Below are 23,249 nucleotides of genomic sequence, written 5' to 3'. Positions count from 1 at the left end.
CGGGTCGAACGGGTTTTTGTACCGGATCTGTACCGACCTCCACCGGTGTCCGAGTTTGCCGTTAGCCTGTCGCGACGCACTCGCTTTCGGGATGGGGGACGGTCGTTACGCATGGCCAGGGAATTCCAACGCGGCCACAAGGCCAAGATCAGTGACCTGACCGCGGGCACGGACCTGTACGTGGGCGTACAGATCTCCGGCCCCGGACTGACCTTCGACATCAGCTGCTTCGGCCTCGACGCCGAGGAACGGCTCTCTGACGACCGGTACTTCATCTTCTTCAACCAGCCGAAGTCGCCCGAGGACTCCATCCAGCTCCTGGGCGCCCAGTCGGGGGACACGGAGTCGTTCCGGGTCACGCTCGATCAGATCCCGTCGCAGATCCAGAAGCTGTCGTTCACGGCGACCATCGACGGCGACGGCCAGATGTCGCAGATCGCCCCCGGCTATCTCCGTATCGTCGCCGGCGGCGAGGAAGTCGCCCGGTACTCGTTCGACGGCAGTGAGTTCTCCACCGAACGTGCCGTGATGGTCGGTGACCTGTACCTGAAGGACGTCTGGCGGTTCGCCGCGGTCGGCCAGGGTTTCGACGGCGGGCTGGACGCGCTGCTGAAGAACTTCGGCGGCGAGGTCGCCGAGGAGGAGCCCGAGCCGCAGGCCGCGGTCCCGGCCCAGTCCCAGGCGCCGGCCTTCGCCCCGCCCCCACAGGCCGCGGCACCGCCCGCGCCCGCACCGGCGCCTTCGTTCGGCGCGCCGCCGGCCCCCGCGCCCGCCCCCGCTCAGCCTCCGTCCGCACCCGCCGCGCCGACGAGCCCGCAGACGTTCACTCCTCCGGGTCAGACCTTCACGCCGCCCGGCGCACCTCCGGCGGGTCAGTTCGCGCCCCCCGGCGCGCCCGCTGGTCAGTTCACGCCTCCGGGCGCCGTCGCCGGTCAGTTCGCGCCCCCCGGCGCTCCCGGAGCCTTCCCCGGCCAGGCGCAGCCCTTCGGCGGCGGTACACAGTTCGCCCCCGTGCCGCCGGAGGCGAACGTCCGTGTCGTGCTGACGAAGTACGCCGAAGCCCCCGTCGGCGACCGCTGGACGGAGCAGAACGCCAACCTGGTGCGGGCCACCCTCACCAAGGACGCGCCCATCCTCGCCAAGCAGGGCAGCATGGTGGCCTACCAGGGCGACATCGACTTCGCCCACAAGGGCTCGGGACTCCTCGGCAAGCTCACCGGGGCGCTCACCGGCCAGGGCATGTCCCTGATGCGCTGCACCGGCAACGGAGAGGTGTTCCTCGCCGACGAGGCCAGCCGGGTCTTCGTGATCCGCCTCCAGGGCGAGCAGCTCTACACCAGCGCCCAGGGCGTGCTCGCGTTCGACGAGTCCCTGGAGACCGAGGTCCGCCGCATCGAGGGCGCGGGACTGCCCGGCGGGGGCTTCTTCAGCATGCTCTTCTCCGGCACCGGCGCGGTCGTCGTCAAGACGCGCGGGGTGCCCGTGGTCCTCCCCGTCGGTGCGGCCACCTATGTCGACGGCAACGCCGTCATCGCCTGGTCCGCCGGTGCCCAGGCGGTCACCACGACCTCGCTCAGGCTGCGCCGCTCCGGGTACGCCCGGCGGACCACCGAGGCCGTGAACCTCCAGTTCCGCGGCGCCCCCGGCAACTTCGTCGTCGTACAGCCCTTCGAGGTGTGAGGACATGGACTCCCAGACACTGACCGCGCACCGGGCCGCTCCGACCGGCCTCCGCATGAGTGTGCACAGCTCCAAGACGCTCAAGGTCACCATGGTCACCGGCCAGGACCTGATCGCCAAGGCCGGCTCGATGATCGCCTACGACGGCTATGTGCAGTTCGACGGGGCGCCCGCCAGTGTGCGCCGTGCCGCGGAGGAGATGGTCACCGGTGAGGGCGGCCGGCTGATGCTGGCCCGCGGCGACGGCGACCTCTACCTGGCCGACTACGGCGGCGACATCCTCGTCCTCCACCTCAACGGTGAGGCATTGTCGGTCAACGGTGCCACGCTCCTCGCGTGCGACGCCTCGCTGGAACTGGCCATCGAACCGGTCAAGGGCCTCGCCAAGCTGTCCGGCTCGGGACTGACCAACCTCGTCATCAAGGGCACCGGCTGGGTCGCCCTGGTCAGCCGGGGCATCCCGATGGCCCTGGACTGCGCCGAACGCGAGACGTACGTCGACCCGGACGCGCTCGTCGCCTGGACGACCGGCCTGGAGATGAAGGCCCGCCGCACCATCAAGGCGGGCGCCCTCATCGGCCGGGGCAGTGGCGAGGCCTTCCAGATCGGCTTCAAGGGGCAGGGCTTCGTCGTCGTGCAGCCGAGCGAGGACACCGGCGACCGATTCAAGATCCGGGGCTGAGGGGAGCACCAGGCACATCATGCACAGCACACTCTTCGCACACGTCCCGGTCGAGTCGACCGGGCGCTACACCCTGCAGAACCCGCAGCTCCTGAAGACCGACGTCGCCCAGGGCAGCAGCCCGGTGCTCGCCCGCCAGGGCGCCATGGTGGCCTTCGAGGGGCAGGTCGAGTTCGACAGCCAGTACCGCAACCGCAGCTGGCGCAACGTCGAGCGGATGACCGGCGAGGGCCTCGACCTCATGCGCTGCAAGGGCAACGGCATCGTCTACCTGGCCAACGTCGCCCAGCACCTGCACATCATGGAGGTCGGCCGCGGCATCACCGTCGACAGTTCCTACATCCTCGCCTTCGACGGCTCCCTCGGCGTCGGCATCGTCGCGGTGGACAGCGCAGTCGAGGTGGCCTCCGCCGGCGCCTACAACCTGGAGCTGTCCGGCTCCGGGCAGGTCGTCCTGATGACCTCGGGCGAGCCGCTGGTGCTGGAGGTCGGACCGGACAAGAACGTCTGCGTCGACTCCGACGCCGTCATCGCCTGGTCCACGTCCCTGCGCACCCAGCTCCAGGCACCCACCTCCACCTCCGGAGTCTGGCGCCGCAGGGGCACCACGGGCGAGGGCTGGGAGATGCATTTCGGCGGCACCGGACACGTCCTGGTCCAGCCCAGCGAGCTCCTGCCGCCGCAGGGCATGCGCAACGGCGGGGTGCTCGGCCAGTTCGGCATGCGCGGCAACTCCCTCGGGGGCAGCAACAGCTAGGCACGCGTAAGGGGCGCCCACTGTTGCGGGGCGCCCCTTACACCTGTGCGAGAAGAAGCTCACAGCCTCGCGCGGGTCGCTTCCAGCAGTCGTACGACGGACTCGTCGGCGACCTCCGCCACCTCGTCGTAGGCGAACCAGCGCACGTCGAGGGACTCCGCGCTGATCGTCTCCACGGCGCCGGACGGAGCGAGTGCCGCGTACTGGACGTCGAGGTGCCAGTTGCAGGGGGCCGGGATGGGGTGCCGGTCGAGGCGGACCGGGCCGCCGGGAAGCAGGGTCAGACCGGCGACGCCGGACTCCTCCGTCGCCTCGCGCAGAGCCGCCTCCTCCAGGGAGACGTCCTGCGGCTCGCAGTGGCCGCCCATCTGGAGCCACATCCGCAACTTCTTGTGCAGGGTGAGCAGGACCTGCCCCCGTGACGGGTCGATCACCAGCGCGCTCGCCGTGATGTGCCCCGCCTCGCAGGCCTTCCACATGCCGTCCGGATGCGCCGCGAGATGGTCCAGGTAGGCCTGGCGAAGATCTGCCTGGTCCTCGTAGTCCTTGAGAACCAGGACCGCGTCGTCGTACAGGCTCACTCGGTGTCGTCGTCCTTCTTCTTCAGGTCGGGCTTGTCCGCCGCCTCCCCGAGCATCTTGTCCAGCTCGGAGAAGTCCAGCTGCTCGCGGTGCACGAAGCCGTCCGGGTCGTCCAGGTCGGAGGCGGTCGGCAGCATGTCCGGGTGGGCCCACAGGCCGTCCCTGCCGTCGACACCGCGTGCGTCCGTGAGCGAGGCCCACAGGCGGGAGGCGTCGCGCAGCCGGCGCGGACGCAGCTCCAGGCCGATCAGCGTGGCGAACGTCTGCTCGGCCGGGCCACCCGAGGCGCGCCGACGGCGCAGGGTCTCGCGCAGCGCGTCGGCGGACGTGAGGCGCGGCTTCGCGGCCGCGTGGACCACCGCGTCCACCCAGCCCTCCACGAGCGCCAGGGCCGTCTCCAGACGAGCCAGGGCCGCCTTCTGCTCCGGGGTGTCCTCAGGCTGGAACATGCCCTGCTGGAGGGCGTCCTGGAGCTGCTCGGGGTTCTGCGGATCGAACTGGCCGACCACGTCCTCCAGCTTGGCGGTGTCGACCTTGATCCCGCGCGCGTAGCCGTCGACCGCGCCGTACAGGTGCGAGCGCAGCCACGGCACGTGCGCGAAGAGGCGCTGGTGGGCGGCCTCGCGCAGGGCGAGATACAGCCGCACCTCCTCCTTGGGCACGCCCAGGTCCTTGCCGAACGCCTCGATGTTCACCGGCAGCAGCGCGGCCTTGCCGGCCGGGCCGAGCGGCAGGCCGATGTCGGTGGAACCGACGACCTCGCCCGCGAGAACCCCGACGGCCTGCCCGATCTGGGTGCCGAACATGGCGCCGCCCATCGAGCGCATCATGCCGATCAGCGGGCCCGCCATGGCCTGCATCTCCTCCGGCAGGACATCGCCCATCGCGGCGCCGACCCGCTCGGCGACCGGGTCGACGAGCTCCTTCCACGCGGGCAGGGTCGCCTCGACCCACTCCGCGCGCGACCACGCCACCGCGGAGCCCGCGCCGGACGGCAGCGACGTCGCGTCGTCGAGCCACAGGTCCGCCAGGCGTACGGCCTCCTCGACCGCGCTGCGCTCGGCCGGGCCGACGCTCGCGTCCTTGGTGCCGTCAGAGGTGCCCTGGGACACCGTCTGGCGGGCGATCTGCTTGGCCATGTCCCAGTTCACCGGGCCGCCCTCGTAGGAGAGCATCTGGCCGAGCTGCTGGAAGGCGGCGCCCAGGTCGGTGGGGTTCAGTGATCCGAACATGGCTGCGAGCGGATTGTCGGCACCAGGGCCGCCAAAGCCTCCGGCGCCGGGCAGCCCGCCAAAACCGAACGGGTTGGCCGGGCCCTGACCACCACCGCTCTGCTGGTCCTTCTTCTTGCCCTCGTCGCCGTCGTCCGGCTCCTCCGGCGGAAGGCCGAATCCGAATGGGGTGTCACTCACGGGATTCCTCGGCTGGTAAGGCCGCCGGTTTCCCTCCGGCGGCGCGGCTGCCCGATAACACCACCCAGCGTAGACACCGACGGCCGTTCGGGCCTCGGTGCTCCGCCGACTCTCCGCCTGCGGCAGGATGGATGCCACCTGGTACGTACGCGTCACTCGCGTTCCTACTGAAGACAACCGCTGGAGACGCCCGGTGAGTTCCCCTGATCCGCAGGTTCGCGCAGCGCGAAACCAGTCAACCAATCCCGCCACGCGCGGGCCAGTCGTCGCGATCACCGGCGCCGCGTCCGGCATCGGCGCGCTGCTCACCGAGCGGCTCGCCGCCTCGGAGGAGATCAAGCAGGTCATCGCGCTGGACGAGCGGCGCGGTGAGTGCGCGGAGGCGCAGTGGCACATCCTGGACGTACGAGATCCGGCCATCGCGGAGAAGCTGCGCGGGGCCGACGTCGTGGTCCATCTGGCGCTCGACCTCGATCTGGAGACGGACCCCGCGGCCCGTACGGCGTACAACGTGCGCGGGACGCAGACCGTGCTGACCGCCGCGGCGGCCGCCGGTATCCACCGGGTCGTGCTCTGCACCTCCGCCATGGTCTACGGCGCGCTCCCGGACAACGAACTGCCACTGTCCGAGGACGCCGAGCTGCGGGCCACCGCGGAGGCGACCGGGGTCGGGGACCTGCTGGAGATCGAGCGGCTCGCGCGGCGGGCCCCTAGGGCGCACCCCGGACTCAACGTCACCGTCGTACGGCCCGCCGTGCTGGTGGGCGGCGGCACGGACACCGCTCTGACCCGGTACTTCGAGTCGCCGCGGCTGCTGGTGGTGGCCGGGTCCCGGCCCGCCTGGCAGTTCTGCCATGTCGAGGACCTGTGCAGCGCTCTGGAGTACGCCGTCCTGGAGAAGGCCGACGGCGAGCTCGCCGTCGGGTGTGACGGGTGGCTGGAGCAGGAGGAGATCGAGGAGCTCAGCGGGATCCGGCGGATGGAGCTGCCGTCGGCGGTCGCGCTCGGCGCGGCGGCTCGGCTGCACCGGATCGGGCTGACGCCGTCTCCCGCGGGGGATCTCGCGTACACGATGTATCCCTGGGTGGTGAGCGGGAGCCGGCTCCATGACGCCGGGTGGCGGCCGCGGTGGAGCAACGAGGAGGTGCTCGCGGAGCTGCTGGAGGAGGTCGCGGGGCGGCACACGGTGGCCGGGCGGCGGCTGGGGCGGAAGGATGCGACGGCTGCGGGGGCGGCGGGCGCCACGGTGGCGTTGTTGGGCGCGGCGGCGGTTGTACGGCGGGCCCGGAAGGCGCGGCGACGCATTTGACGCTCGTATGGCGGCTGCGGGCCGGTGGGGGCTGGTCGCGCAGTTCCGCGCGCCCCTGGGTTGGTGCAAGCGCCTGCGACAGAACATGCACGCCTGTACGAAAGCTCTATTCCGGGTTGTCCGAGCCGTGCGGCACGATGGAGGCATGGCACCCACTGACGATCACCCCGGTGAACTGGCCGCTGACGAACCGATCAAGCTCATCGGCGTCCGGGACACCCCGCTCTCCCTCGACGAGGTCTTCCGGGCCGTAGGGGACCACGCGGCCGGGGGGACCGCGCTGTTTGTCGGGACCGTGCGGAATCACGACGGGGGAGCCGATGTCGACAAGCTCGGGTATTCCTGTCATCCCAGTGCCGAGGCCGAGATGCGGCGGGTCGCCGAGAAGGTCGTGGCGGAGTTTCCGGTGCGGGCGCTTGCCGCCGTGCACCGGGTCGGGGATCTCGGGGTCGGGGATCTCGCCGTCGTCGTCGCCGTGTCGTGTCCGCACCGTGGTGAGGCTTTCGAGGCCTGCCGGAAGCTGATCGACGATCTCAAGCACGAGGTGCCGATCTGGAAGCACCAGACGTTTTCTGACGGTACGGAGGAATGGGTCGGCGCCTGCTGAACCCTTCCTTCACCCCTCCGGTTGCGTAACCGCACCCCTGGCCCGAGCGTTGTCAGTGCGGATGGTTAATCTGCTGATCTGTCAGTTTTTCGCGGTCGCTTCAGTGGTCGCTCGGTGTGGGGTCGGAGGTCGGCATGGGGGCGCTCATCTGGTTGTTGATTCCGTTCGTGGCCGCGGTCGCCGCCGGGCTGTGGGGCAGTTGGGCCAACCGCACCCGCAAGGTGCGCAGCGACGGCCCCGAGCTCGACGGATACGCCCGTTTCCGCGCCGCCATGGAGAAGTCGCATTCCGGTACCTGACGATGGTCTGACAGGAGCGTCCCGTACTGTCGTGCCATGCCACGCCGCACCGCGACGATGCTCGCCTCCACCCTGATGCTGATCGCGCTCCTGTGCGCGGGAGTCTTCATCAACGTGCCCTATTCCGAGATGTCACCGGGCCCCACGGTGAACACCCTCGGGGACCACGGCGGCGAGCCGGTGCTGCAGATCTCCGGACGCAAGACGTATCCGGCGAGCGGCCACCTGAACATGACCACCGTCCGGGTCACCAGCGCCGACTTCAAGATGAACCTCGTCCAGGCCGTGTACGGCTGGCTCGCGCACGACAGCAAGATCGTGCCGCACGACACCCTCTACCCGGACGGCAAGACCGAGGAGCAGTCGACCCAGGAGAACGCCGAGGAGTTCAGCCAGTCCCAGGAGAGCGCCAAGGTCGCCGCCCTGAAGGAGCTCAAGGTCCCGGTGCAGTCCTGGGTGATCGTCTCGACCGTCGTCAAGGACTCGCCGGCCGAGGGCAGGCTGCATGCCGGTGACGTCATCAAGGCCGTCGACGGTACGACGGTGAAGGCGCCGGACGATGTCGCGAAACTGGTGACGAAGCACAAGCCCGGCGAGGACGTCGTCTTCACCGTCGTGCCCGCCAAGGAGCAGGCGGCCGCCGAGAAGGCCCACAAGACGGCGACGAAGACCGAGAAGATCACGATCACGACGAAGACCTCGCACGACGAGGGCGAGAAGCGGGCCATCGTCGGGATCGCCGCCGGGACCGACCACACCTTCCCGTTCACCATCGACATCAAGCTCGCCGACGTCGGCGGGCCGAGCGCCGGCCTCATGTTCGCGCTCGGCATCTACGACAAGCTCACCCCGGGCGACCTGACCGGCGGCAAGTTCGTCGCCGGTACCGGGACGATCGACGACGACGGCAAGGTCGGTCCGATCGGCGGCATCGAGATGAAGACGGTCGGCGCGCGCGACAAGGGCGCGCAGTACTTCCTGACGCCCGCCGACAACTGCGCGGCCGCCGCCAAGGACACCCCCGACGGGCTCACCCTGGTCAAGGTGAGCACCATCGACGACGCCCTCGGCGCGCTCAAGGACATCCGCGAGGGCAAGACGTCCGACCTGCCGAAGTGCACGAAGGGATAGCCGCGAGGGCTACTCCTCGAACGTCGCCGCCAGCGCCTCCGCCAGGCCCGGCACCAGGTCGCCGCCCGTGAGGACCTCCGTGGGGGAGTCCTTCTCACGCAGCCGCAGGGCCGAGTCACGGGCGCCGTCGCGCAGCACCGCCACCGTCATGCGGACCTCCTGGCGGTCCGGGTGCTCGGCGACCCACTTCGCCAGCTTGGCCTCGCTCAGCCCCTGCGGGACGGACGCCTCGGCGGACGGCGGCAGCATCAGGCGCTCCACGGTGAGCGCGCAGCCGACGACCGCGTCGGGCCAGGCGATGGTGCCGAGGAACTCGTCGAGCGCCTTGCCCGCGGGAATCTCGTCCTGCTCGATGGGGGTCAGGCCCGAGGACTCCTGCGCGTCCTCCAGACCGAGCTGGCTCGCGAGAGCGGGTTCCTGGACGCGCAGCCGTGCGGTGTCTACGAGGGCGAAGAGGCGAGCGGGCTGGTCCCAGCCGAGGCCGGAGGCGTACTCGTCGATCTCGAGTACGGCCCGGGTGAGCGGGCTCGCCGCCATGGGAGTGTTGGACATGGTCACAATCCTGCCTCGTTAGTCACCGGAATCGGGAACCGAGTAAACGGTGAGTAAGTTGCATAGGTGTGGGCCCGCGATCACGGGGGGCCACCCAGGGGCCCGCGAACACGAGGGCCTGACGGATCGACAGCGAACTTCGAGGTGCGCACCTTGGCTTTCCAGATGCCGGACCGCGGCGGAGGCCCCACGGGGCCGCGGATGAGAGTGGGCCGCCCGTCCCGGCGTGCCAGGACCCTGCTCATGACGCTGGGCGTCCTTGCCGTCCTCGGCATGGCGTTCACCATGTTCGCGGGCTTCTGGACGGACTGGCTCTGGTACCGCTCGGTGAACTACTCCTCCGTGTTCACCACCACCCTGTGGACCAAGATCGGGCTGTTCTTCGTCTTCGGTCTGCTCATGGCCCTCGCGGTCGGATTCAACATCTGGCTGGCCCACCGGCTGCGCCCGCCGCTGAGCGCCATGTCGATGGAGCAGCAGAACCTCGACCGCTACCGGATGGGCATCGCGCCCTACAAGAAGTGGCTGCTGCTGGGGATCGTCTCCCTGGTGGGCCTGATCGCCGGTGCGTCCGCCTCCAGCCAGTGGCGGACCTGGCTGATGTGGGTCAACGGCGTCTCCTTCGGCCAGAAGGACCCGCAGTTCCACCTCGACATCTCCTTCTACACCTTCGACCTGCCCTGGTACCGGTTCCTGCTCGGCTTCGGCTTCGCCGCCGCGATCCTCTCCGTGATCGCCGCCGCGCTGACCCACTACCTGTACGGCGGTCTCAGGATCACCTCCCCGGGAGCGCGGGCCACGGCCGCCGCGACCGGACACCTCTCGGTGCTGCTCGGCGTCTTCGTCGCCCTGAAGGCAGTCGCCTACTGGCTCGACCGGTACGGCCTCGCGGTCAAGTCCAGCGACTTCAAGGCGACCGACAGCTGGACCGGCCTCAGGTACGTCGACGCGAACGCCTACCTGCCGGCCAAGACGATCCTGTTCTGCATCGCCGTCATCTGCGCACTGCTGTTCTTCGCCACTCTGTGGCGGCGCACCTGGCAGCTGCCCGTGATCGGCTTCGGCCTGATGGTCCTCTCGGCGATCCTGATCGGCGGCCTCTACCCGGCCATCGTCCAGAAGTTCCAGGTCCAGCCGAACGAGCAGGCCAAGGAAGCGCCGTACGTCGACAAGAACCTCAGGGCGACGCGTGAGGCGTACGGCATCGACGACGCCTCGGTGACCGAGTACGACGGCAAGCCCACCACCACGGACAAGACCAAGCTGCGCGACGACGTCGACGCCACGGCGAGCATCCGGGTCGTGGACCCCAACGTGGTCTCGCCGACGTTCCAGCAGCTCCAGCAGATGCGGAACTACTACGCGTTCCCGACCAACCTGGACGTCGACCGGTACAGCAAGGGCGGCAAGAACGCTGGGGATCAAGACACGGTCATCGGTCTGCGTGAGCTGAACCTGGCCGGTATCCCGAAGAACAACTGGATCAACGACCACTTCCGCTACACGCACGGCTACGGCGTGGTCGCCGCCAAGGGCACCGAGGCCGACAGTGAGGGCCGCCCGGTCTTCACCGAGTCCAACCTGCCGTCCCAGGGCGACCTCGGGACGTACCAGCAGCGTGTCTACTACGGCGAGAAGACGACCGAGTACTCGATCGTCGGCGGTCCCCAGAAGGAGATCGACTACTCCGACGACGACGGCGAGAAGACCTACAGCTACAAGGCCAAGAGCGGGGTCAACCTCTCCAACCCGGTCAACCGGGCCGCGTACGCGGTGGCGTTCAGCGAGCCGCAGATCCTCTACTCCGGAGCGATCGGCGAGGGCTCGCGGATCCTGTACAACCGCACGCCCAAGCAGCGCGTGGAGGCGGTCGCCCCCTGGCTGACCATCGACGGCGACGCCTATCCGGCGGTGGTGAAGGGAAAGATCCAGTGGATCGTCGACGCGTACACGACGACGAACGGCTATCCGTACTCCTCGCGTACGACCCTCGGTGACACCACGGCCGACTCGCTGACCGCGACGAACAACCAGCGCGCGGTGGTGGCCCAGCAGAACCAGGTCAACTACATCCGCAACTCGGTGAAGGCGACCGTCGACGCGTACACCGGCGAGGTCAAGCTCTACCAGTGGGACACCAAGGACCCGGTCCTCAAGACCTGGATGAAGGCGTTCCCGGGCACGGTGGAGCCGAAGAAGGACATCTCCACCGACCTCATGGACCATCTGCGGTACCCGCAGGACCTGTTCAAGGTCCAGCGTGAACTGCTGGCCCGCTACCACGTCGAGGACGCGGACACCTTCCTCAGCGGCAGCGAGGTGTGGCAGGTGCCGGACGACCCGACCAACAAGTCGGGCGACGCGGTGCCGCCGTACTACCTGAGCATGAAGATGCCCGACCAGTCGTCGCAGGCCTTCTCGCTCACGACGACGTTCACACCCAACGGCCGGGACAACCTCAGTGCGTTCATGTCGGTCGACGCCGAGGCGGGCACCCCTGACTACGGCAAGATCAGAATCCTGAAACTGCCGACCAACACGACGGTCAACGGGCCCAAACAGGTGCAGAGCCAGTTCAACTCCGAACAGGACATCGCCGAGACCATCAGCCTCCTCAACAGAGGCGATTCCAACGTGGAGTACGGCAATCTCCTGACGGTGCCGCTCGACGGCGGACTGCTCTACGTGGAGCCGGTCTACGTACGCGGTGGTGGACTCAAGTACCCACTGCTGCGGAAGGTGTTGGTGACCTACGGAGGCAACACCGCCTTCGAGGACACCCTCGACGAGGCCCTCAACAAGGTCTTCGGAGCGGACGCCTCGACCACCCCGCCACCGGAGGATGACGGCGGGGACACCACCACACCGCCGCCGACATCCAGTGATCCGACGGTCCAACAGGCACTGCAGGACGCCCAGAAGGCCTTCGACGCCGGCCAGGAAGCCCTGAAGAAGGGCGACTGGGAGGCGTACGGCCGGGCCCAGGATGATCTGCAGGACGCGCTCAAGCGGGCCGAGGACGCGCAGGCCGCGGCGGACAAGAAGGGCAGCAGCGCGAAGCCCGGCAGCAGTCCGAGCGCCAGTGGCAGCCCGAGTCCGAGAAGCAGTCCGAGTGGCAGTCCCAGCGGCTGATCAGCCGCTGGTCAAATGCCCACCCCCACGCCGTGATACGGTTGCGACACAACGGCGCGGGGTGGAGCAGCTCGGTAGCTCGCTGGGCTCATAACCCAGAGGTCGCAGGTTCAAATCCTGTCCCCGCTACTGGAAACGAAGGCCCGGATCCTCAAGAGGATCCGGGCCTTCGTGATGTGCGAACGCATGTACCGGCCCACCGGAAGGTCGCGCCGCCTCGGGGAGTTGGGGGACCTGTGTTTGACTTGTCTCTCTGTGGGCATGTCGACAAAACGCTGAAGTGACCTCAATGGCTGCGGTATACCAGGTGTACCCAGGTTGCAGGTGGTGCGACGATGGACGTTATGGGGGACAAGGCAACTCTGTTGGAGACAGGGCGTTTTGTGCAGCCTGCCGATTTTTCGGAGTCGACGGGCGACTTGTCGCAGCCCATGGACCGGGACGAAACCGGTGAGGCTGCCGAGGAGGCGCGCCGGCGTCTGGCCGCGGAGACCGGTGACGTCGAGGCGATGAGCGTCCTCGGCGCCCTGCTGCTGCGCCGCGGCGATCTCGACGGAGCCGAACCCCATCTGCGTGCCGCCACCGCCGCGGGCGACCGGGCCGCCGCCAACAACCTGGGCGTCCTGCTGCACCAGCGCGGATACGCCGACGACGCGGCCGGCTGGTGGCGGATCGCCGCCGTCGCCGGGTCCGCCGCGGCCGCGCACGCGCTGGGCCGCCACCACCGCGAGCGGGGCGACGAACCCGCCGCCGAGTACTGGCTGCGCCAGTCCGCCGAGCAGGGACACGCGCTGGGCGCCTACGCACTCGCCGACCTGCTGGAGCACCGCGGGGACGCGGGTGCCGAGCGGTGGATGCGGACCGCCGCCGAGCGGGGACACCGGGAGGCCGCCTACCGGCTGGCCCGCGCGCTCGACCGCCGGTTGGCGCCCGAGGGGGACGTCGGCGACGACCACGGCGCCGGGGCCGAGGCCGAGCAGTGGTACCGGCAGGCCGCCGCGCGCGGGCACCGGCGGGCTGCCCTGCATCTGGGGGCGATCCTGGAGCGGCGCGGTGCCCTCAAGGAGGCCGGGCGCTGGTATCTGACCTCCGCCAAGGACGGCGAGGCGCGGGCCGCCTGCGCCCTCGGCTTCCTGCTGCGGGACGCCGGCGACACCGAGAGCGCGGCCGTGTGGTGGCTGCGCGCCGCCCAGGACGGGGACGGCAACGCGGCCAACGCGCTGGGCGCGCTGCATGCCGAGCGCGGGGAGCCGCAGACCGCCGAGCGCTGGTACAGGGCGGCGATGGACGCCGGCGACGACAACGGCGCGTACAACCTCGGGCTGCTCTGCGCCGAGCAGGGTCGGACCGCGCAGGCCGAGCAGTGGTACCGGCGGGCCGCGTACGCGGGGCACCGGGAGGCGGCCAACGCGCTGGCCATCCTGCTGCTGCAGGGCGGCGACACGGCCGGTGCCGAGCCGTGGTTCTCCAAGGCCGCGGAGGCCGGGAGCGTGGACGCCGCGTTCAACCTCGGGATCCTGTTCGCGGGGCGGGGCGAGGAGTCCGTCGCGCTGCGCTGGTACGAGCGGGCGGCCGCCGCCGGGCACACCGAGGCGGCGCTGCAGGTCGGCATCGCGCGGCTGCGGGACGGGGACGAGAGCACCGCCGAGCGGCATCTGCGGTGTGCGGCGGGGGGTGGCAGCGCGGAGGCCGCGTACCGGCTGGCGACCGTGCTCGACGCCCGGCGGCCGCCGACGCCCGCGCACTCGCTCGGGGAGCCTGTGCATCTGGAGAAGAGCGAGTGCGAGGAGTGGTACGAGCGGGCGGCTTCTCAGGGGCATCGGCGTGCGCAGGTGCGGGTGGGGATGCTGGCCGCTTCGCGGGGTGATGTCGTGGAGGCGGCTCGGTGGTACCGGGAGGCCGCCGAGGCGGGGTCTCGGAACGGAGCCTTCAACCTGGGGCTGCTGCTCGCTCGGGAGGGGAGTGAGCCGGAGGCCGCCGTGTGGTGGACCCGGGCGGCGGATGCGGGGCATGGGCGGGCGGCGTTGCGGCTTGCCCTGGTCTACGCGCGTCGGGGGGAGCTGGCGGAGGGGCAGCGGTGGGCTGACCTGGCGGTGACTGCTGGGCCGGCGGAGGTTTCCGAGCGGGCGGCTCGGCTGCGGGACGCTCTGCGGGAGGAACTGTCCGCGTAGCGCTCCGCGGGGGGTGCCGTGACAGGTCGTGCGGCGGCTCCGGGCCGGTGGGGGGCTGGTCGCGCAGTTCCCCGCGCCCCTGGGTAGGTGCAGCTAAGCGATTTGCTTCTGGTCTCCCCCTTCACGTAACGTTGCATTCATCGCCGCGGGGTGGAGCAGCTCGGTAGCTCGCTGGGCTCATAACCCAGAGGTCGCAGGTTCAAATCCTGTCCCCGCTACTGAAGGCCGAGGGCCGGAATCCGATCAAGGATTCCGGCCCTCGGTGTTTTCAGGGGGTGTGGCCCACCGCCTCCTCGTACAGGGCGCGGTTCACCGTCCGGGATTCCGGGAGCGGGGCGGACTCCGACACTCCCTGGGTCTTGTACGCCGCCTGCAGCCGGTCCGTCGTGCCGGCGCGGATCTCCCAGTCCATGCGGAGGGGCGGGGTGGATTTCAGGATCTCCTCGTCGGTCTTCAGGAGTTTCGCGAGGTAGGTGACGAAGGTCGCATCCGACTTGTAGTCAGCCGCGAAGTAGGTGTTCACCGTGCGGATGTACGCCCGGAGCAGGGCGACTCCCGCGTCCACGTCGTCGTTCAGCAGGCCGGGGCCGTAGAGCATGCCGCCCAGGGGCTCGCCGAGGGGCTGGCCGCCGAGAAAGGCGTAGCCGGGGTTGTCGTCGACTCTGCGCCACACCGGGTCGAGGAGCCAGGCCGAGTCGACGCCGCCGTTCTGGAGGGCCGTGAGGACGTCCGCCGAGCCGAGTTGCTGGTACTGGATCCGGTCGAGGCCGCCGCCGTGCTTCTCGAGGGTCTTCTCCATGGGGTACGCGATCACCGAACCCTTGCCGATCATCGTGCCCATCCTGCGGCCGGCCATGGTCACGTCGTTCGCGGTCTCCCCGTCCTTCAGCCTCACCCACAGGCCGCTCTTCGACCTCGGGTCGGGGGAGAAGTTCGCCGCGACCCAGCGGATGTCGAAGCCGCCCCGGATGCCGTTCATCACCGCCGCCTCGGGGGCCGCCCAGAGCGCGTCGATGTCGCCCTTGGCGAGCAACGGCAGTGAGTCCGGGGTCGGCAGCACCTTCAGGGTGACATCCAGGCCCTCCTTCTTGAACTCGCCCTTGTCCAGTGCCACTTGGAGGGGTGCCACGTACTCCGCGCTCAGGGTGCCCGTCGCGATCGTCAGCCTGCGCGGCTTCGTCAGGGCCCGGGGGGGCGGGGGCGCCCGTGGCGCAGCGGGCCGGGGTGCGGGTGAGGGAGAGGTCCGACGGGTCGGTCCAGGAGTCCGCGCCGCAGCCCGCCACCGGACGGACGGTCCGTGTCCCACCCCCGCTCGCCTTCGACTCCGGGCTTCCCGAGTCCTGGGGCGCCGCGCAGGAGGCCGACGTCAGCAGGACTCCTGCGGCCACCACTGCGCCGTACAGCCGTGTTTTCATGATTGGCCTCTTCCGCGGTCCCTTGGTGCCCAGGGGGTGAGCAGGCGGCCCAGGATGCGGACCAGTTCGGAGAAGACGACTCCGAGGACGGCCACGCAGACGATGCCGACGAACATCACGTCGTTCTGGAACAGGGCGCGTGAGTCGAAGATCAGGTGGCCCAGGCCGTTCGTCGCGGCGATCTGTTCCGAGGCGACGATGACCAGAACCGCCACGCCCGCGGCGATGCGCGCGCCGACCAGGACCGCGGGGAGGGAGGCGGGGAGCAGGACGTGGCGGAACATCTGCCACGGTGAGGCGCCGAAGACCTGGCCCGCGTCGCGGTGGCCGGAGGGGATCGACACGACCGCCGACATCGTCTGGATCCAGACGAAGAAGAAGACCGTCGCCGCGACCAGAGCGACCTGGGGGCCCTCGCCCAGGCCGAACATGTTCAGGAAGACGGGGAGCAGGGCCAGTTTCGGGACGACGTACAGGGCGTCCAGGAGGGGTTCCAGGGCCGCTCTCACCAGGGACAGTGAGCCCATCAGGAGGCCCAGCGCGTAGCCGGCGGCGGTGCCGATCGCGTAGCCCGCCAGGACGCGTTTCAGGGTCGCCCACACGTCCGGCCACAGATCGCCTGCCGCGGCCCGGTTCCAGCCGTCCTCCAGGATCGTGGAGGGGGCCGGGTAGACGCGGTCGTCGATCCAGGCCTGGGCGGCGGCCAGTTGCCACAGGAGGACCAGGAGCAGGGGGACGGTCACCGCCAGGGTCAACTCCAGGGCGCGTCTGCGGCGGTGGCTGCGTACGGGGTGCAACTCCTGCGGGCCCGGGCGGCGGACGAGGACTGATTCCCTGCCGGGAGCCACGGTCGTCATGCCGGCACCGCCTCCTTGCGCAGCAGGTCCCACAACTCGCTCTTCAGGGAAGTGAATTCGCGGGCCGCGCGGATGTCGCCGGTGCGGGGGCGGGGGAACGGCGGGCGGTGCTCGGCGATCAGGCGGCCCGGGCGGGCGGACATCACCAGGACGCGGTCGCCGAGGACGATCGCCTCCTCCAGGCTGTGGGTGATGAACAGGGTGGTGGTGCGCAGGGTCTGCGTGATCGTCCTGGAGGATCATGCGGAGTTGGGCGTCCAGGGCGGCGAAGGGCTCGTCCATCAGGAGGAGTTCGGGCTCCACGGCGAGGGCGCGGGCGATCGCCACGCGCTGACGCATGCCGCCGGAGAGGGTGGCCGGGTAGGCGTCGGCGAACTCCGTGAGGCCCATGCGGGCCAGCCACTCGGCGGCCCGTCTGTTCGCCTCGCGGCGCGGGACGCGCTGGATGTCCAGCCCGAAGCGGACGTTCGCGCGGACGGACTTCCAGTCGTAGATGCCGTAGTCCTGGAAGATCATGGCGGCCGGGCGGGGTGAGGAAGTGCGGATCTCCAGGGTGCCCGTGCTCGGTCGGAGCAGGCCCGCGGCGATGCGCAGGAGCGTCGACTTGCCGCAGCCCGAGGGGCCGACCAGGCAGACGAACTCACCGGGGGCGACGGTCAGGTCGAGGGGGCCGAGGGCCTCGACCGAGCGGGGCGGGCGGCCGAAGGTGCGGGTCAGGCCGGTGGCGTGGAGTTTGGGGTGCGGATCTCCCACGGTTGCTCCCTGAGTCAGGAGTTCGGTACGGAGAGGTGGCCGCACGACGATATGACGGACCGTCAGATTCAGGAACCCCGCGGGCAGTACAAAGCCCCGGCACCCGTGAAGGGGGCCGGGGCTTTCGTGAAGGCCGTTATGCCGCCGCGCAGTTCGGGCACACGCCCCGGTACGTCACCTCGACGTCCGAGACGGCGAAGCCGAAGCGCTCCGAGTCGGGGAGGTCGGCGAGCGGGTTGCCCGTGGGGTGGACGTCCCGGATGGCGCCGCACTGGGCGCAGACCAGGTGGTGGTGCGGCTGGTGGGCGTTGGGGTCGTACCTCTTGGCGCGCTTGTCCGTGGCGACTTCGAGCACCTCGCCGAGGGAGACCAGCTCACCCAGCGTGTTGTAGACGGTCGCCCGGGAGATCTCGGGCAGCTTGGCCACGGCGCGTGCGTGGACCTCGTCGGCCGTCAGGTGGACGTGTTCGCCGTCGAGGACCTCGGCCACGACGCGCCGCTGCGCGGTCATCCGCCATCCGCGGCCGCGCAGTCGTTCCAAAAGGTCGCTCATGGGTCCCAGCCTAACAGTAAGCGACCAGAATCCGAATGGGTGTGAGTTTGGATGCCTGCTTGACTTGGATTGAGTCCAGTCTAGGAGCGGGCCGGTACGCGCTGTCGCATCGGTGCCCAGCAGCGGATGATGTCGCGGACCGAGACGATGCCCGCGGGTTCGCCGCCGTCGAGGACGATGAGGTGCCGGAAGCCGCCGTGGGCCATCGCCTGCCCGGCCTCCTCCAGGGTCCAGGTCGGGGCGGCGAAGACGACGTCGGTGGTGGTGTGGGCGTGGGCGTACTCGGTGTCCGGGCTCTGGCCCAGGCCCACGGAGTTGAGGATGTCGCGCTCGGTCAGAATGCCGATGCCGGTGCCGTCGGGATCGAGGACCACGGCCGCGCCCACTCTGCGGGCGGACATCAGGGTGGCGGCCTGGCGGAGGGTGTGGGTGGGGCCGATGGTGAGGACCACCGTGCTCATGGCGTCGCGGACGAGCATGGGTTCGCAGTCACCTCCTGGGAGCCGATGAGTTAGTTCATCGGTTCACAAGTTCACAAATGAGGGTCCTCTCAGAGTCGCAGGTAAAGCGAGGGTCAACAAGAGGGCGCGCGTCGCCGATTGAGGGCGTGCGCGCTCAGATGTGCTCCCCGAGCCCTGCTCGGCTCTAGTAGCGCTCGTTGAGATAACCCAGCAGTTCGTCGTGGAGCAGTCCGTTGGAGGCGGCCGCGTTGCCGCTGTGCGGGCCGGGGCGGCCGTCGAGGCCGGTGAAGGTGCCGCCCGCCTCCGTGACGACGATCGCGTTCGCGGCCATGTCCCAGAGGGAGAGTTCCGGCTCGGCGCAGATGTCGATCGAGCCCTCGGCGACCATCATGTACGGCCAGAAGTCGCCGTATGCGCGCGTGCGCCAGACCTCGCGGGTCAGGTCCAGGAAACCGCCGAGGCGGCCCTGGTCCTCCCAGCCGGTCAGCGAGGAGTACGCGAAGGAGGCGTCCGAGAGCTTGCCGACCTGGGAGACGCGCAGGCGGGAGGCGGAGGAGAGGCTGCGGCCGGTGAAGGCGCCGTGCCCCTTCGCGGCCCACCAGCGGCGGCCGAGGGCGGGGGCGGAGACCAGGCCGACGACGGGCTGGTAGCCGCCCTCCGACGCCTCCGTCAGGGAGATCAGGGTGGCCCAGACGGGGACGCCCCGCACGTAGTTCTTCGTGCCGTCGATCGGGTCGATGACCCAGCGGCGGGGGCCGGTGCCCTGTACCCCGTACTCCTCGCCGAGGATGGCGTCCCGCGGGCGGGCGCGTTGGAGGTGGCCGCGGATGAGTTCTTCCGCCGCCTTGTCCGCCTCGCTCACCGGGGTCATGTCGGGCTTCGTCTCGACCTTGAGGTCCAGTGCCTTGAAGCGGTCCATGGTGGTCGCGTCGGCCGCGTCGGCGAGGACGTGGGCGAGGCGGAGGTCGTCGAGGTAGTCCGGCATGTGGCGAACGGTATCTGCCGACGTCGGTACGGTGCTATAGGGGTCGGAGTGTGGACGCCTCAGGGGGTGCCGGGGCGGGTGGGGTGGCGGCTGCGGGTGCGTCGTGGCTTGTCGCGCAGTTCCCCGCGCCCCCAAGAAGGTGTGTGCAGCTGAGGCGCCTACGGAATTCGCGCGCTCCCCCATGCTCTCGCGAACCCTTGACAGTGCCCTCGTGCGCGTCAAATCTGGGCGCAGAGCTAGCCGCTCCCTGGGAGGCGATGATGCCTGCTGCGCGGGAATCCCTGCTGGATGCCGCTTACGCGGCGTTGGCGCGTCGGCCGTGGTCCGCCGTGAGGATGGTGGATGTCGCGGCGACGGCCGGAGTGTCCCGGCAGACGCTGTACAACGAGTTCGGGAGCAAGGACGGGCTGGCTCGCGCTCTCGTCAGGAGAGAGGCCGACGGGTATCTCGTCGGCGTGGAGCGGGCGCTCACCGCGCACGGCGACGCCCGGGAGCGGCTGACCGCGACCGCCGAGTGGACCACCGCGTCCGCCCGGGAGAACGCGCTCGTACGGGCCATGCTCACCGGCTGCTGGAGCGAGCGGCTGCCCTCCCCGACGCTCTCCGCGGTGCCGTCCTCCTCCGCCGTACCGGCACAGCGCCGGGCCGACGGAGCGCTGCCGTCGCCCGGTGACTTCGTGGCGCTGGTGCGCGACCGGGCCGTGACCGTCATCGCCGGGCCCGGGGTGCACAAGTCGGACGCCGCCGACCTCGCCCGCTCCTGCGAACTGGCCGTCCGGCTCGCCCTGTCCTGCGTGGCGGCGCCACCGGGTGAGGGCGGGGTCGCGGACCTGGTGCGCAGCGCGCTGCACCGACAGCCGGTGTGACCCCGAGCCGTCTGAAGCGGTCTAGGGCCTGTCCGGCGGATCATGCCGGCGGCGCGGGGCCTGGCACGCACACCTGCCGCGTTGTCGTCACTCGCCGACGCTCCGCGTCGACTCCCTCCTCCGCCTTGCAGCTGCACACACCAGACCCCGCTCACCTGCACTGACAAGGCGCCGTTCCTTGGAGCCGGCCTGATCCGCCGGACAGGCCCTAGTGCTGCGAGCCCGACAGCTGCAGTCCGATCACCCCGATGATCACCAGGCTGATCGAGACGATCTTCAGGGTCGAGACCAGGTCGTCGAGGAAGACCATCCCGTAGATCGCGGTCCCCGCCGCTCCGATGCCGGTCCACACCGCGTACGCGGGGCCCACGTCGAGCTTCTTCAGGGACAGGGTCAACAGGCCGAAGCTGCCGAGCGCGAAGATGCAGAACGCGATCGTCGGCCACAGCCGGGTGAAACCGTGGGAGAGCTTCAGGCACACGGCGAAACCGGTCTCGAGCAACCCGGCCACCACCACCAGCAGCCACGCCATGTGCTGTCCTCCCGTATGTCCGGCTCGGTGCGCTTATGCACTTACCGAACTCGCGTACAGCCAAACAACCCGGAGGTCAGTCCCCCTCCGTGCGCTCCCGCGTCGAGAGCAGCCGGCGCAGGGAGTACAGCCGGGCCGGGTCTGCGTGCCCCTGTGCCACCCACTCGTCCAGGGCGCAGTCCGGCTCATCATGACTGCACGCGCGCGGACAGCCCTCGGTTCCCGGTTCCAGGTCGGGGAACGCGTGGATCACCCGGGACGGGTCCACGTGGTGCAGCCCGAACGACCGTAGGCCCGGGGTGTCGATCACCCAGCCGTCGTCGCCCGCCAGGGGCAGCGCCAGGGCCGAGGTGGTGGTGTGGCGGCCACGGCCGGTCACCGCGTTCACATGGCCTGTCACCCGGCGGCGGTCCTCAGGGACCAATGCGTTCACGAGAGTGGTCTTTCCCACGCCCGAGTGACCGACGAACGCCGTGACCTTGCCGTCCAGTTGCTCGCGCACCCGGCCCGCCGCGTCACCGTTCTCCAGCTCCTCGCGGCTCGTGACGACGTAGGGGATGTCGAGGTCGCCGTAGAGCTCCAGGAGCTTGTCCGCCGGGGCCAGATCCGACTTCGTCAGGACCAGGAGAGGGGTCAGGCCGCCGTCGAACGCCGCGACCAGGCAGCGGTCGATCAGACGCGGGCGGGGTTCCGGGTCGGCGAGGGCCGTGACGATGGCGAGCTGGTCGGCGTTGGCGACGACCACGCGCTCGTACGGGTCGTCGTCGTCGGCCGTACGGCGCAGGACCGACGTCCGCTCCTCGATGCGGACGATCCGCGCGAGGGTGTCCTTCTGGCCGGAGAGGTCGCCGACGATCGCCACCCGGTCGCCCACCACCGCGGCCTTGCGGCCCAGTTCGCGGGCCTTCATCGCCATGACGACCCGGTCGTCGACCAGACAGGTCAGCCGGCCCCGGTCGACGGTGAGGACCATGCCCCAGGTCGCGTCCTCGTGCTTGGGGCGGATGTGGGTGCGCGGCCGGTTGCCCTTGCGGTTGGGGCGGCTGCGGATGTCGTCCTCGTCGGTGTGCTTGCCGTAGCGGCGCATCTCCTTGTGCCCCTACGCCCGGTCGCTTCCGAGCATCCCGGTCCACATGTCCGGGAAGTCCGGCAGGGTCTTGGCCGTCGTCGCGACGTTCTCGATCCGCACGCCCTCCACCGCGAGGCCGAGGATCGCGCCGGCCGTGGCCATGCGGTGGTCCTCGTAGGTGTGGAAGATCCCGCCGTGCAGCGGGCGCGGGCGGATGTGCAGACCGTCGGCGGTCTCGGTGACGTCACCGCCGAGTTCGTTGATCTCCTTGGTGAGCGCGGCCAGCCGGTCCGTCTCGTGCAGCCGCAGATGAGCCACCCCGCGCAGGGTCGAGGGGGAGTCCGCGAGGGCCGCGACCGCCGCGATGCCAGGGGTCAGCTCGCCGACCTCGCCCAGGTCGACATCGATGCCGTGGATCGCACCCGAACCGGTGAACACCAGGCCGTACTCGGTGAGTTCGCAGGAACCACCCATCTCGGTGAAGATCTCACGCAGCCGGTCGCCGGGCTGGGTGGTGCGGGCCGGCCAGTCCGGGATCACGACCTTGCCGCCCGTCACCAGGGCCGCCGCGAGGAACGGCTGGGCGTTGGAGAGGTCGGGCTCGACGGTGAGGTCCCGGCCCAGCAGGGCGCCCGGCGTGACCCGCCAGACGTTCGGCTCGCCGCCCGACTCCGGGGTGTCCACCTGGGCGCCGACCGCGCGCAGCATGTCCACGGTCATGCGGATGTGCGGGAGGGAGGGGAGGGTGGAGCCGATGTGGCGGACCTCCACGCCCTGGTTGAAGCGGGGTCCGGACAGCAGCAGCGCGCTCACGAACTGGGACGAGCTCGACGCGTCGATCTCGACAGGTCCGCCGTCCAGCGCGCCCCCGCCGTGCACCGTCAGCGGCAGCGCGCCGCGGCCGTCGTCGTCGATCCGGGCACCGAGGACGCGCAGGGCGTCGATCACGCCGTGCAGGGGGCGCTCGTACGACCTCGGGTCGCCGTCGAAGCGGATCTCGCCGTCGGCGAGGGCGGCGACGGGGGGGAGGAAGCGCATGACGGTGCCGGCGTTTCCGACGTCGACGGTGGCGGGGCCGCGGAGGCCTGCCGGCAGGACGCGCCAGGTCTCGCCGGTGCCGTCGGGGCCGACCCCTTCCTCGATGCCTACGCCCATCTCGCGGAGGGCCGCCGCCATGAGGAGGGTGTCGCGGGAGCGGAGGGGGCGGCGGAGCCAGCCTGGTTCGCTTGCGAGGGCGGCCAGTACGAGGGCTCGGTTGGTGACGGACTTCGACCCCGGGACGTGGACCGTTGCGTCGACGGCTCCGCTTGCTTGGGGGGCGGGCCAGAGGGCGGTTTCTGCGGGGTTCAAAGCCATAGGGTCACTTTAGTAGGGGGTTGCGTATCGGGTGCGGCGCCGTTGGGGCTGGTCGCGCAGTTCCCTGCGCCCCTGACGCCTGCCCCTTC

At 70.2% G+C, this 23,249-nt stretch carries 20 protein-coding genes, 2 tRNA genes and 2 pseudogenes; 12 read left to right on the top strand and 12 right to left on the bottom strand.

Features of this window, described 5'->3' with window-relative positions; genetic code table 11:
- Nucleotides 1-111 precede the first annotated feature (111 nt).
- The 3 genes from AB0D34_RS32325 to AB0D34_RS32315 are packed head-to-tail and all read left to right on the top strand — an operon-like array spanning nt 112 to nt 3,119.
- Nucleotides 112-1,680: a TerD family protein gene (locus tag AB0D34_RS32325; protein WP_362667973.1), complete on the top strand. Its 1,569-nt coding sequence runs from the start codon at nt 112-114 to the stop codon at nt 1,678-1,680.
- A 4-nt stretch (nt 1,681-1,684) separates the two neighbouring features.
- The gene (locus tag AB0D34_RS32320) at nt 1,685-2,362 is read left to right on the top strand and encodes an AIM24 family protein (RefSeq protein ID WP_362667971.1); all 678 of its coding nucleotides are present in this window, start codon (nt 1,685-1,687) and stop codon (nt 2,360-2,362) included.
- Between the two features lie 19 nt (nt 2,363-2,381).
- On the top strand, nt 2,382-3,119 hold the full coding sequence (locus AB0D34_RS32315) for an AIM24 family protein (RefSeq protein ID WP_362667969.1): 738 nt from the start codon (nt 2,382-2,384) through the stop codon (nt 3,117-3,119).
- Between the two features lie 59 nt (nt 3,120-3,178).
- Here AB0D34_RS32315 and AB0D34_RS32310 read toward each other — a convergent pair whose 3' ends face one another.
- Nucleotides 3,179-3,700, bottom strand: coding sequence for an NUDIX hydrolase (locus tag AB0D34_RS32310; RefSeq protein ID WP_362667966.1), 522 nt, complete (start codon nt 3,698-3,700; stop codon nt 3,179-3,181).
- Entirely contained in the window at nt 3,697-5,112 is a 1,416-nt protein-coding gene (locus AB0D34_RS32305) for a zinc-dependent metalloprotease (protein WP_362667964.1), read from the bottom strand. Before AB0D34_RS32305 ends, AB0D34_RS32310 begins: the two co-directional genes overlap by 4 nt.
- Nucleotides 5,113-5,305: 193 nt before the next feature.
- Here AB0D34_RS32305 and AB0D34_RS32300 point away from each other — a divergent pair, with 193 nt between their 5' ends.
- From AB0D34_RS32300 to AB0D34_RS32285, 4 genes are all read left to right on the top strand, one after another.
- A complete protein-coding gene (locus AB0D34_RS32300) occupies nt 5,306-6,421 on the top strand; it encodes an SDR family oxidoreductase (RefSeq protein ID WP_362667961.1) in 1,116 nt (371 codons plus the stop codon).
- 145 nt (nt 6,422-6,566) lie between these two features.
- Complete coding sequence (locus AB0D34_RS32295; protein ID WP_362667958.1) at nt 6,567-7,028, top strand: molybdenum cofactor biosynthesis protein MoaE; 462 nt, start codon at nt 6,567-6,569, stop codon at nt 7,026-7,028.
- A 134-nt stretch (nt 7,029-7,162) separates the two neighbouring features.
- Nucleotides 7,163-7,327 carry a hypothetical protein gene (locus AB0D34_RS32290; protein WP_362667955.1) on the top strand — a complete coding sequence of 55 codons (165 nt, stop codon included), beginning with the start codon at nt 7,163-7,165 and terminating at the stop codon, nt 7,325-7,327.
- Nucleotides 7,328-7,363: 36 nt separating this feature from the next.
- Complete coding sequence (locus tag AB0D34_RS32285) at nt 7,364-8,458, top strand: PDZ domain-containing protein (protein ID WP_362667952.1); 1,095 nt, start codon at nt 7,364-7,366, stop codon at nt 8,456-8,458.
- A gap of 9 nt (nt 8,459-8,467) precedes the next feature.
- Here the strand turns inward: AB0D34_RS32285 and AB0D34_RS32280 are convergent, their stop codons facing one another.
- Nucleotides 8,468-9,010 (bottom strand): PPA1309 family protein, encoded by a 543-nt coding sequence (locus AB0D34_RS32280; protein WP_362667950.1) that lies wholly within the window; start codon nt 9,008-9,010, stop codon nt 8,468-8,470.
- 165 nt (nt 9,011-9,175) lie between these two features.
- Here AB0D34_RS32280 and AB0D34_RS32275 point away from each other — a divergent pair, with 165 nt between their 5' ends.
- The 4 genes from AB0D34_RS32275 to AB0D34_RS32260 all read left to right on the top strand — a co-directional run bounded on the left by AB0D34_RS32275 (nt 9,176) and on the right by AB0D34_RS32260 (nt 14,531).
- Nucleotides 9,176-12,142, top strand: a complete 2,967-nt coding sequence (locus tag AB0D34_RS32275) for a UPF0182 family protein (protein WP_362668226.1) — start codon at nt 9,176-9,178, stop codon at nt 12,140-12,142.
- 55 nt (nt 12,143-12,197) lie between these two features.
- Nucleotides 12,198-12,271: transfer RNA gene (locus AB0D34_RS32270), tRNA-Met, on the top strand.
- Between the two features lie 206 nt (nt 12,272-12,477).
- On the top strand, nt 12,478-14,313 hold the full coding sequence (locus AB0D34_RS32265) for a tetratricopeptide repeat protein (RefSeq protein WP_362667947.1): 1,836 nt from the start codon (nt 12,478-12,480) through the stop codon (nt 14,311-14,313).
- Nucleotides 14,314-14,457: 144 nt separating this feature from the next.
- A tRNA-Met gene (locus AB0D34_RS32260) sits at nt 14,458-14,531 on the top strand.
- Between the two features lie 50 nt (nt 14,532-14,581).
- On the opposite strand, the pseudogene AB0D34_RS32255 reads toward AB0D34_RS32260, so the two are convergent.
- From AB0D34_RS32255 to hisN, 6 genes and pseudogenes are all read right to left on the bottom strand, one after another.
- Nucleotides 14,582-15,728, bottom strand: a pseudogene (locus tag AB0D34_RS32255) (ABC transporter substrate-binding protein).
- Nucleotides 15,725-16,585 carry an ABC transporter permease gene (locus AB0D34_RS32250; RefSeq protein WP_362667945.1) on the bottom strand — a complete coding sequence of 287 codons (861 nt, stop codon included), beginning with the start codon at nt 16,583-16,585 and terminating at the stop codon, nt 15,725-15,727. The pseudogene AB0D34_RS32255 and the gene AB0D34_RS32250 overlap by 4 nt, the downstream one beginning before the upstream one ends.
- A pseudogene (locus AB0D34_RS32245) lies at nt 16,582-17,338 on the bottom strand (ABC transporter ATP-binding protein). The gene AB0D34_RS32250 and the pseudogene AB0D34_RS32245 overlap by 4 nt, the downstream one beginning before the upstream one ends.
- Nucleotides 17,339-17,474: 136 nt before the next feature.
- Entirely contained in the window at nt 17,475-17,891 is a 417-nt protein-coding gene (locus AB0D34_RS32240; RefSeq protein ID WP_362667942.1) for a Fur family transcriptional regulator, read from the bottom strand.
- An 80-nt stretch (nt 17,892-17,971) separates the two neighbouring features.
- The gene (locus AB0D34_RS32235; RefSeq protein WP_362667939.1) at nt 17,972-18,370 is read right to left on the bottom strand and encodes a CBS domain-containing protein; all 399 of its coding nucleotides are present in this window, start codon (nt 18,368-18,370) and stop codon (nt 17,972-17,974) included.
- 166 nt (nt 18,371-18,536) lie between these two features.
- Nucleotides 18,537-19,337 (bottom strand): histidinol-phosphatase, encoded by an 801-nt coding sequence (gene hisN, locus AB0D34_RS32230; RefSeq protein ID WP_362667937.1) that lies wholly within the window; start codon nt 19,335-19,337, stop codon nt 18,537-18,539.
- 257 nt (nt 19,338-19,594) lie between these two features.
- On the opposite strand from hisN, the gene AB0D34_RS32225 reads away from it, so the two are divergent.
- Nucleotides 19,595-20,203: a TetR/AcrR family transcriptional regulator gene (locus AB0D34_RS32225; RefSeq protein WP_362667935.1), complete on the top strand. Its 609-nt coding sequence runs from the start codon at nt 19,595-19,597 to the stop codon at nt 20,201-20,203.
- 208 nt (nt 20,204-20,411) lie between these two features.
- On the opposite strand, the gene AB0D34_RS32220 is transcribed toward AB0D34_RS32225, so the two are convergent.
- The 3 genes from AB0D34_RS32220 to aroA all read right to left on the bottom strand — a co-directional run bounded on the left by AB0D34_RS32220 (nt 20,412) and on the right by aroA (nt 23,160).
- Nucleotides 20,412-20,735: a multidrug efflux SMR transporter gene (locus tag AB0D34_RS32220; RefSeq protein ID WP_356461782.1), complete on the bottom strand. Its 324-nt coding sequence runs from the start codon at nt 20,733-20,735 to the stop codon at nt 20,412-20,414.
- A 76-nt stretch (nt 20,736-20,811) separates the two neighbouring features.
- Entirely contained in the window at nt 20,812-21,822 is a 1,011-nt protein-coding gene (gene rsgA / locus AB0D34_RS32215; RefSeq protein WP_362667933.1) for a ribosome small subunit-dependent GTPase A, read from the bottom strand.
- Nucleotides 21,823-21,834: 12 nt separating this feature from the next.
- Nucleotides 21,835-23,160 (bottom strand): 3-phosphoshikimate 1-carboxyvinyltransferase, encoded by a 1,326-nt coding sequence (gene aroA / locus AB0D34_RS32210; RefSeq protein ID WP_362667931.1) that lies wholly within the window; start codon nt 23,158-23,160, stop codon nt 21,835-21,837.
- Nucleotides 23,161-23,249 lie beyond the last annotated feature (89 nt).

This window comes from Streptomyces sp. NPDC048420 (assembly GCF_040651535.1).
GTDB lineage: Bacteria > Actinomycetota > Actinomycetes > Streptomycetales > Streptomycetaceae > Streptomyces.
Note: the sequence above shows the minus strand (reverse complement) of the source record. Positions and strands in the feature narration are given on the sequence as shown.

Bases quoted from the DNA above. Each gene is read 5' to 3' on its own strand.
- AB0D34_RS32250 (WP_362667945.1), bottom strand. From the start codon at position 16,585: ATGACGACCGTGGCTCCCGGCAGGGAATCAGTCCTCGTCCGCCGCCCG.
- AB0D34_RS32315 (WP_362667969.1), top strand. From the start codon at position 2,382: ATGCACAGCACACTCTTCGCACACGTCCCGGTCGAGTCGACCGGGCGC.
- AB0D34_RS32325 (WP_362667973.1), top strand. From the start codon at position 112: ATGGCCAGGGAATTCCAACGCGGCCACAAGGCCAAGATCAGTGACCTG.
- AB0D34_RS32285 (WP_362667952.1), top strand. From the start codon at position 7,364: ATGCCACGCCGCACCGCGACGATGCTCGCCTCCACCCTGATGCTGATC.
- AB0D34_RS32240 (WP_362667942.1), bottom strand. From the start codon at position 17,891: ATGAGCGACCTTTTGGAACGACTGCGCGGCCGCGGATGGCGGATGACC.
- AB0D34_RS32290 (WP_362667955.1), top strand. From the start codon at position 7,163: ATGGGGGCGCTCATCTGGTTGTTGATTCCGTTCGTGGCCGCGGTCGCC.
- AB0D34_RS32280 (WP_362667950.1), bottom strand. From the start codon at position 9,010: ATGTCCAACACTCCCATGGCGGCGAGCCCGCTCACCCGGGCCGTACTC.
- AB0D34_RS32320 (WP_362667971.1), top strand. From the start codon at position 1,685: ATGGACTCCCAGACACTGACCGCGCACCGGGCCGCTCCGACCGGCCTC.
- hisN (WP_362667937.1), bottom strand. From the start codon at position 19,337: ATGCCGGACTACCTCGACGACCTCCGCCTCGCCCACGTCCTCGCCGAC.
- AB0D34_RS32220 (WP_356461782.1), bottom strand. From the start codon at position 20,735: ATGGCGTGGCTGCTGGTGGTGGTGGCCGGGTTGCTCGAGACCGGTTTC.
- AB0D34_RS32225 (WP_362667935.1), top strand. From the start codon at position 19,595: ATGATGCCTGCTGCGCGGGAATCCCTGCTGGATGCCGCTTACGCGGCG.
- AB0D34_RS32265 (WP_362667947.1), top strand. From the start codon at position 12,478: ATGGACGTTATGGGGGACAAGGCAACTCTGTTGGAGACAGGGCGTTTT.
- AB0D34_RS32275 (WP_362668226.1), top strand. From the start codon at position 9,176: ATGCCGGACCGCGGCGGAGGCCCCACGGGGCCGCGGATGAGAGTGGGC.
- AB0D34_RS32295 (WP_362667958.1), top strand. From the start codon at position 6,567: ATGGCACCCACTGACGATCACCCCGGTGAACTGGCCGCTGACGAACCG.
- AB0D34_RS32235 (WP_362667939.1), bottom strand. From the start codon at position 18,370: ATGCTCGTCCGCGACGCCATGAGCACGGTGGTCCTCACCATCGGCCCC.
- aroA (WP_362667931.1), bottom strand. From the start codon at position 23,160: ATGGCTTTGAACCCCGCAGAAACCGCCCTCTGGCCCGCCCCCCAAGCA.
- rsgA (WP_362667933.1), bottom strand. From the start codon at position 21,822: ATGCGCCGCTACGGCAAGCACACCGACGAGGACGACATCCGCAGCCGC.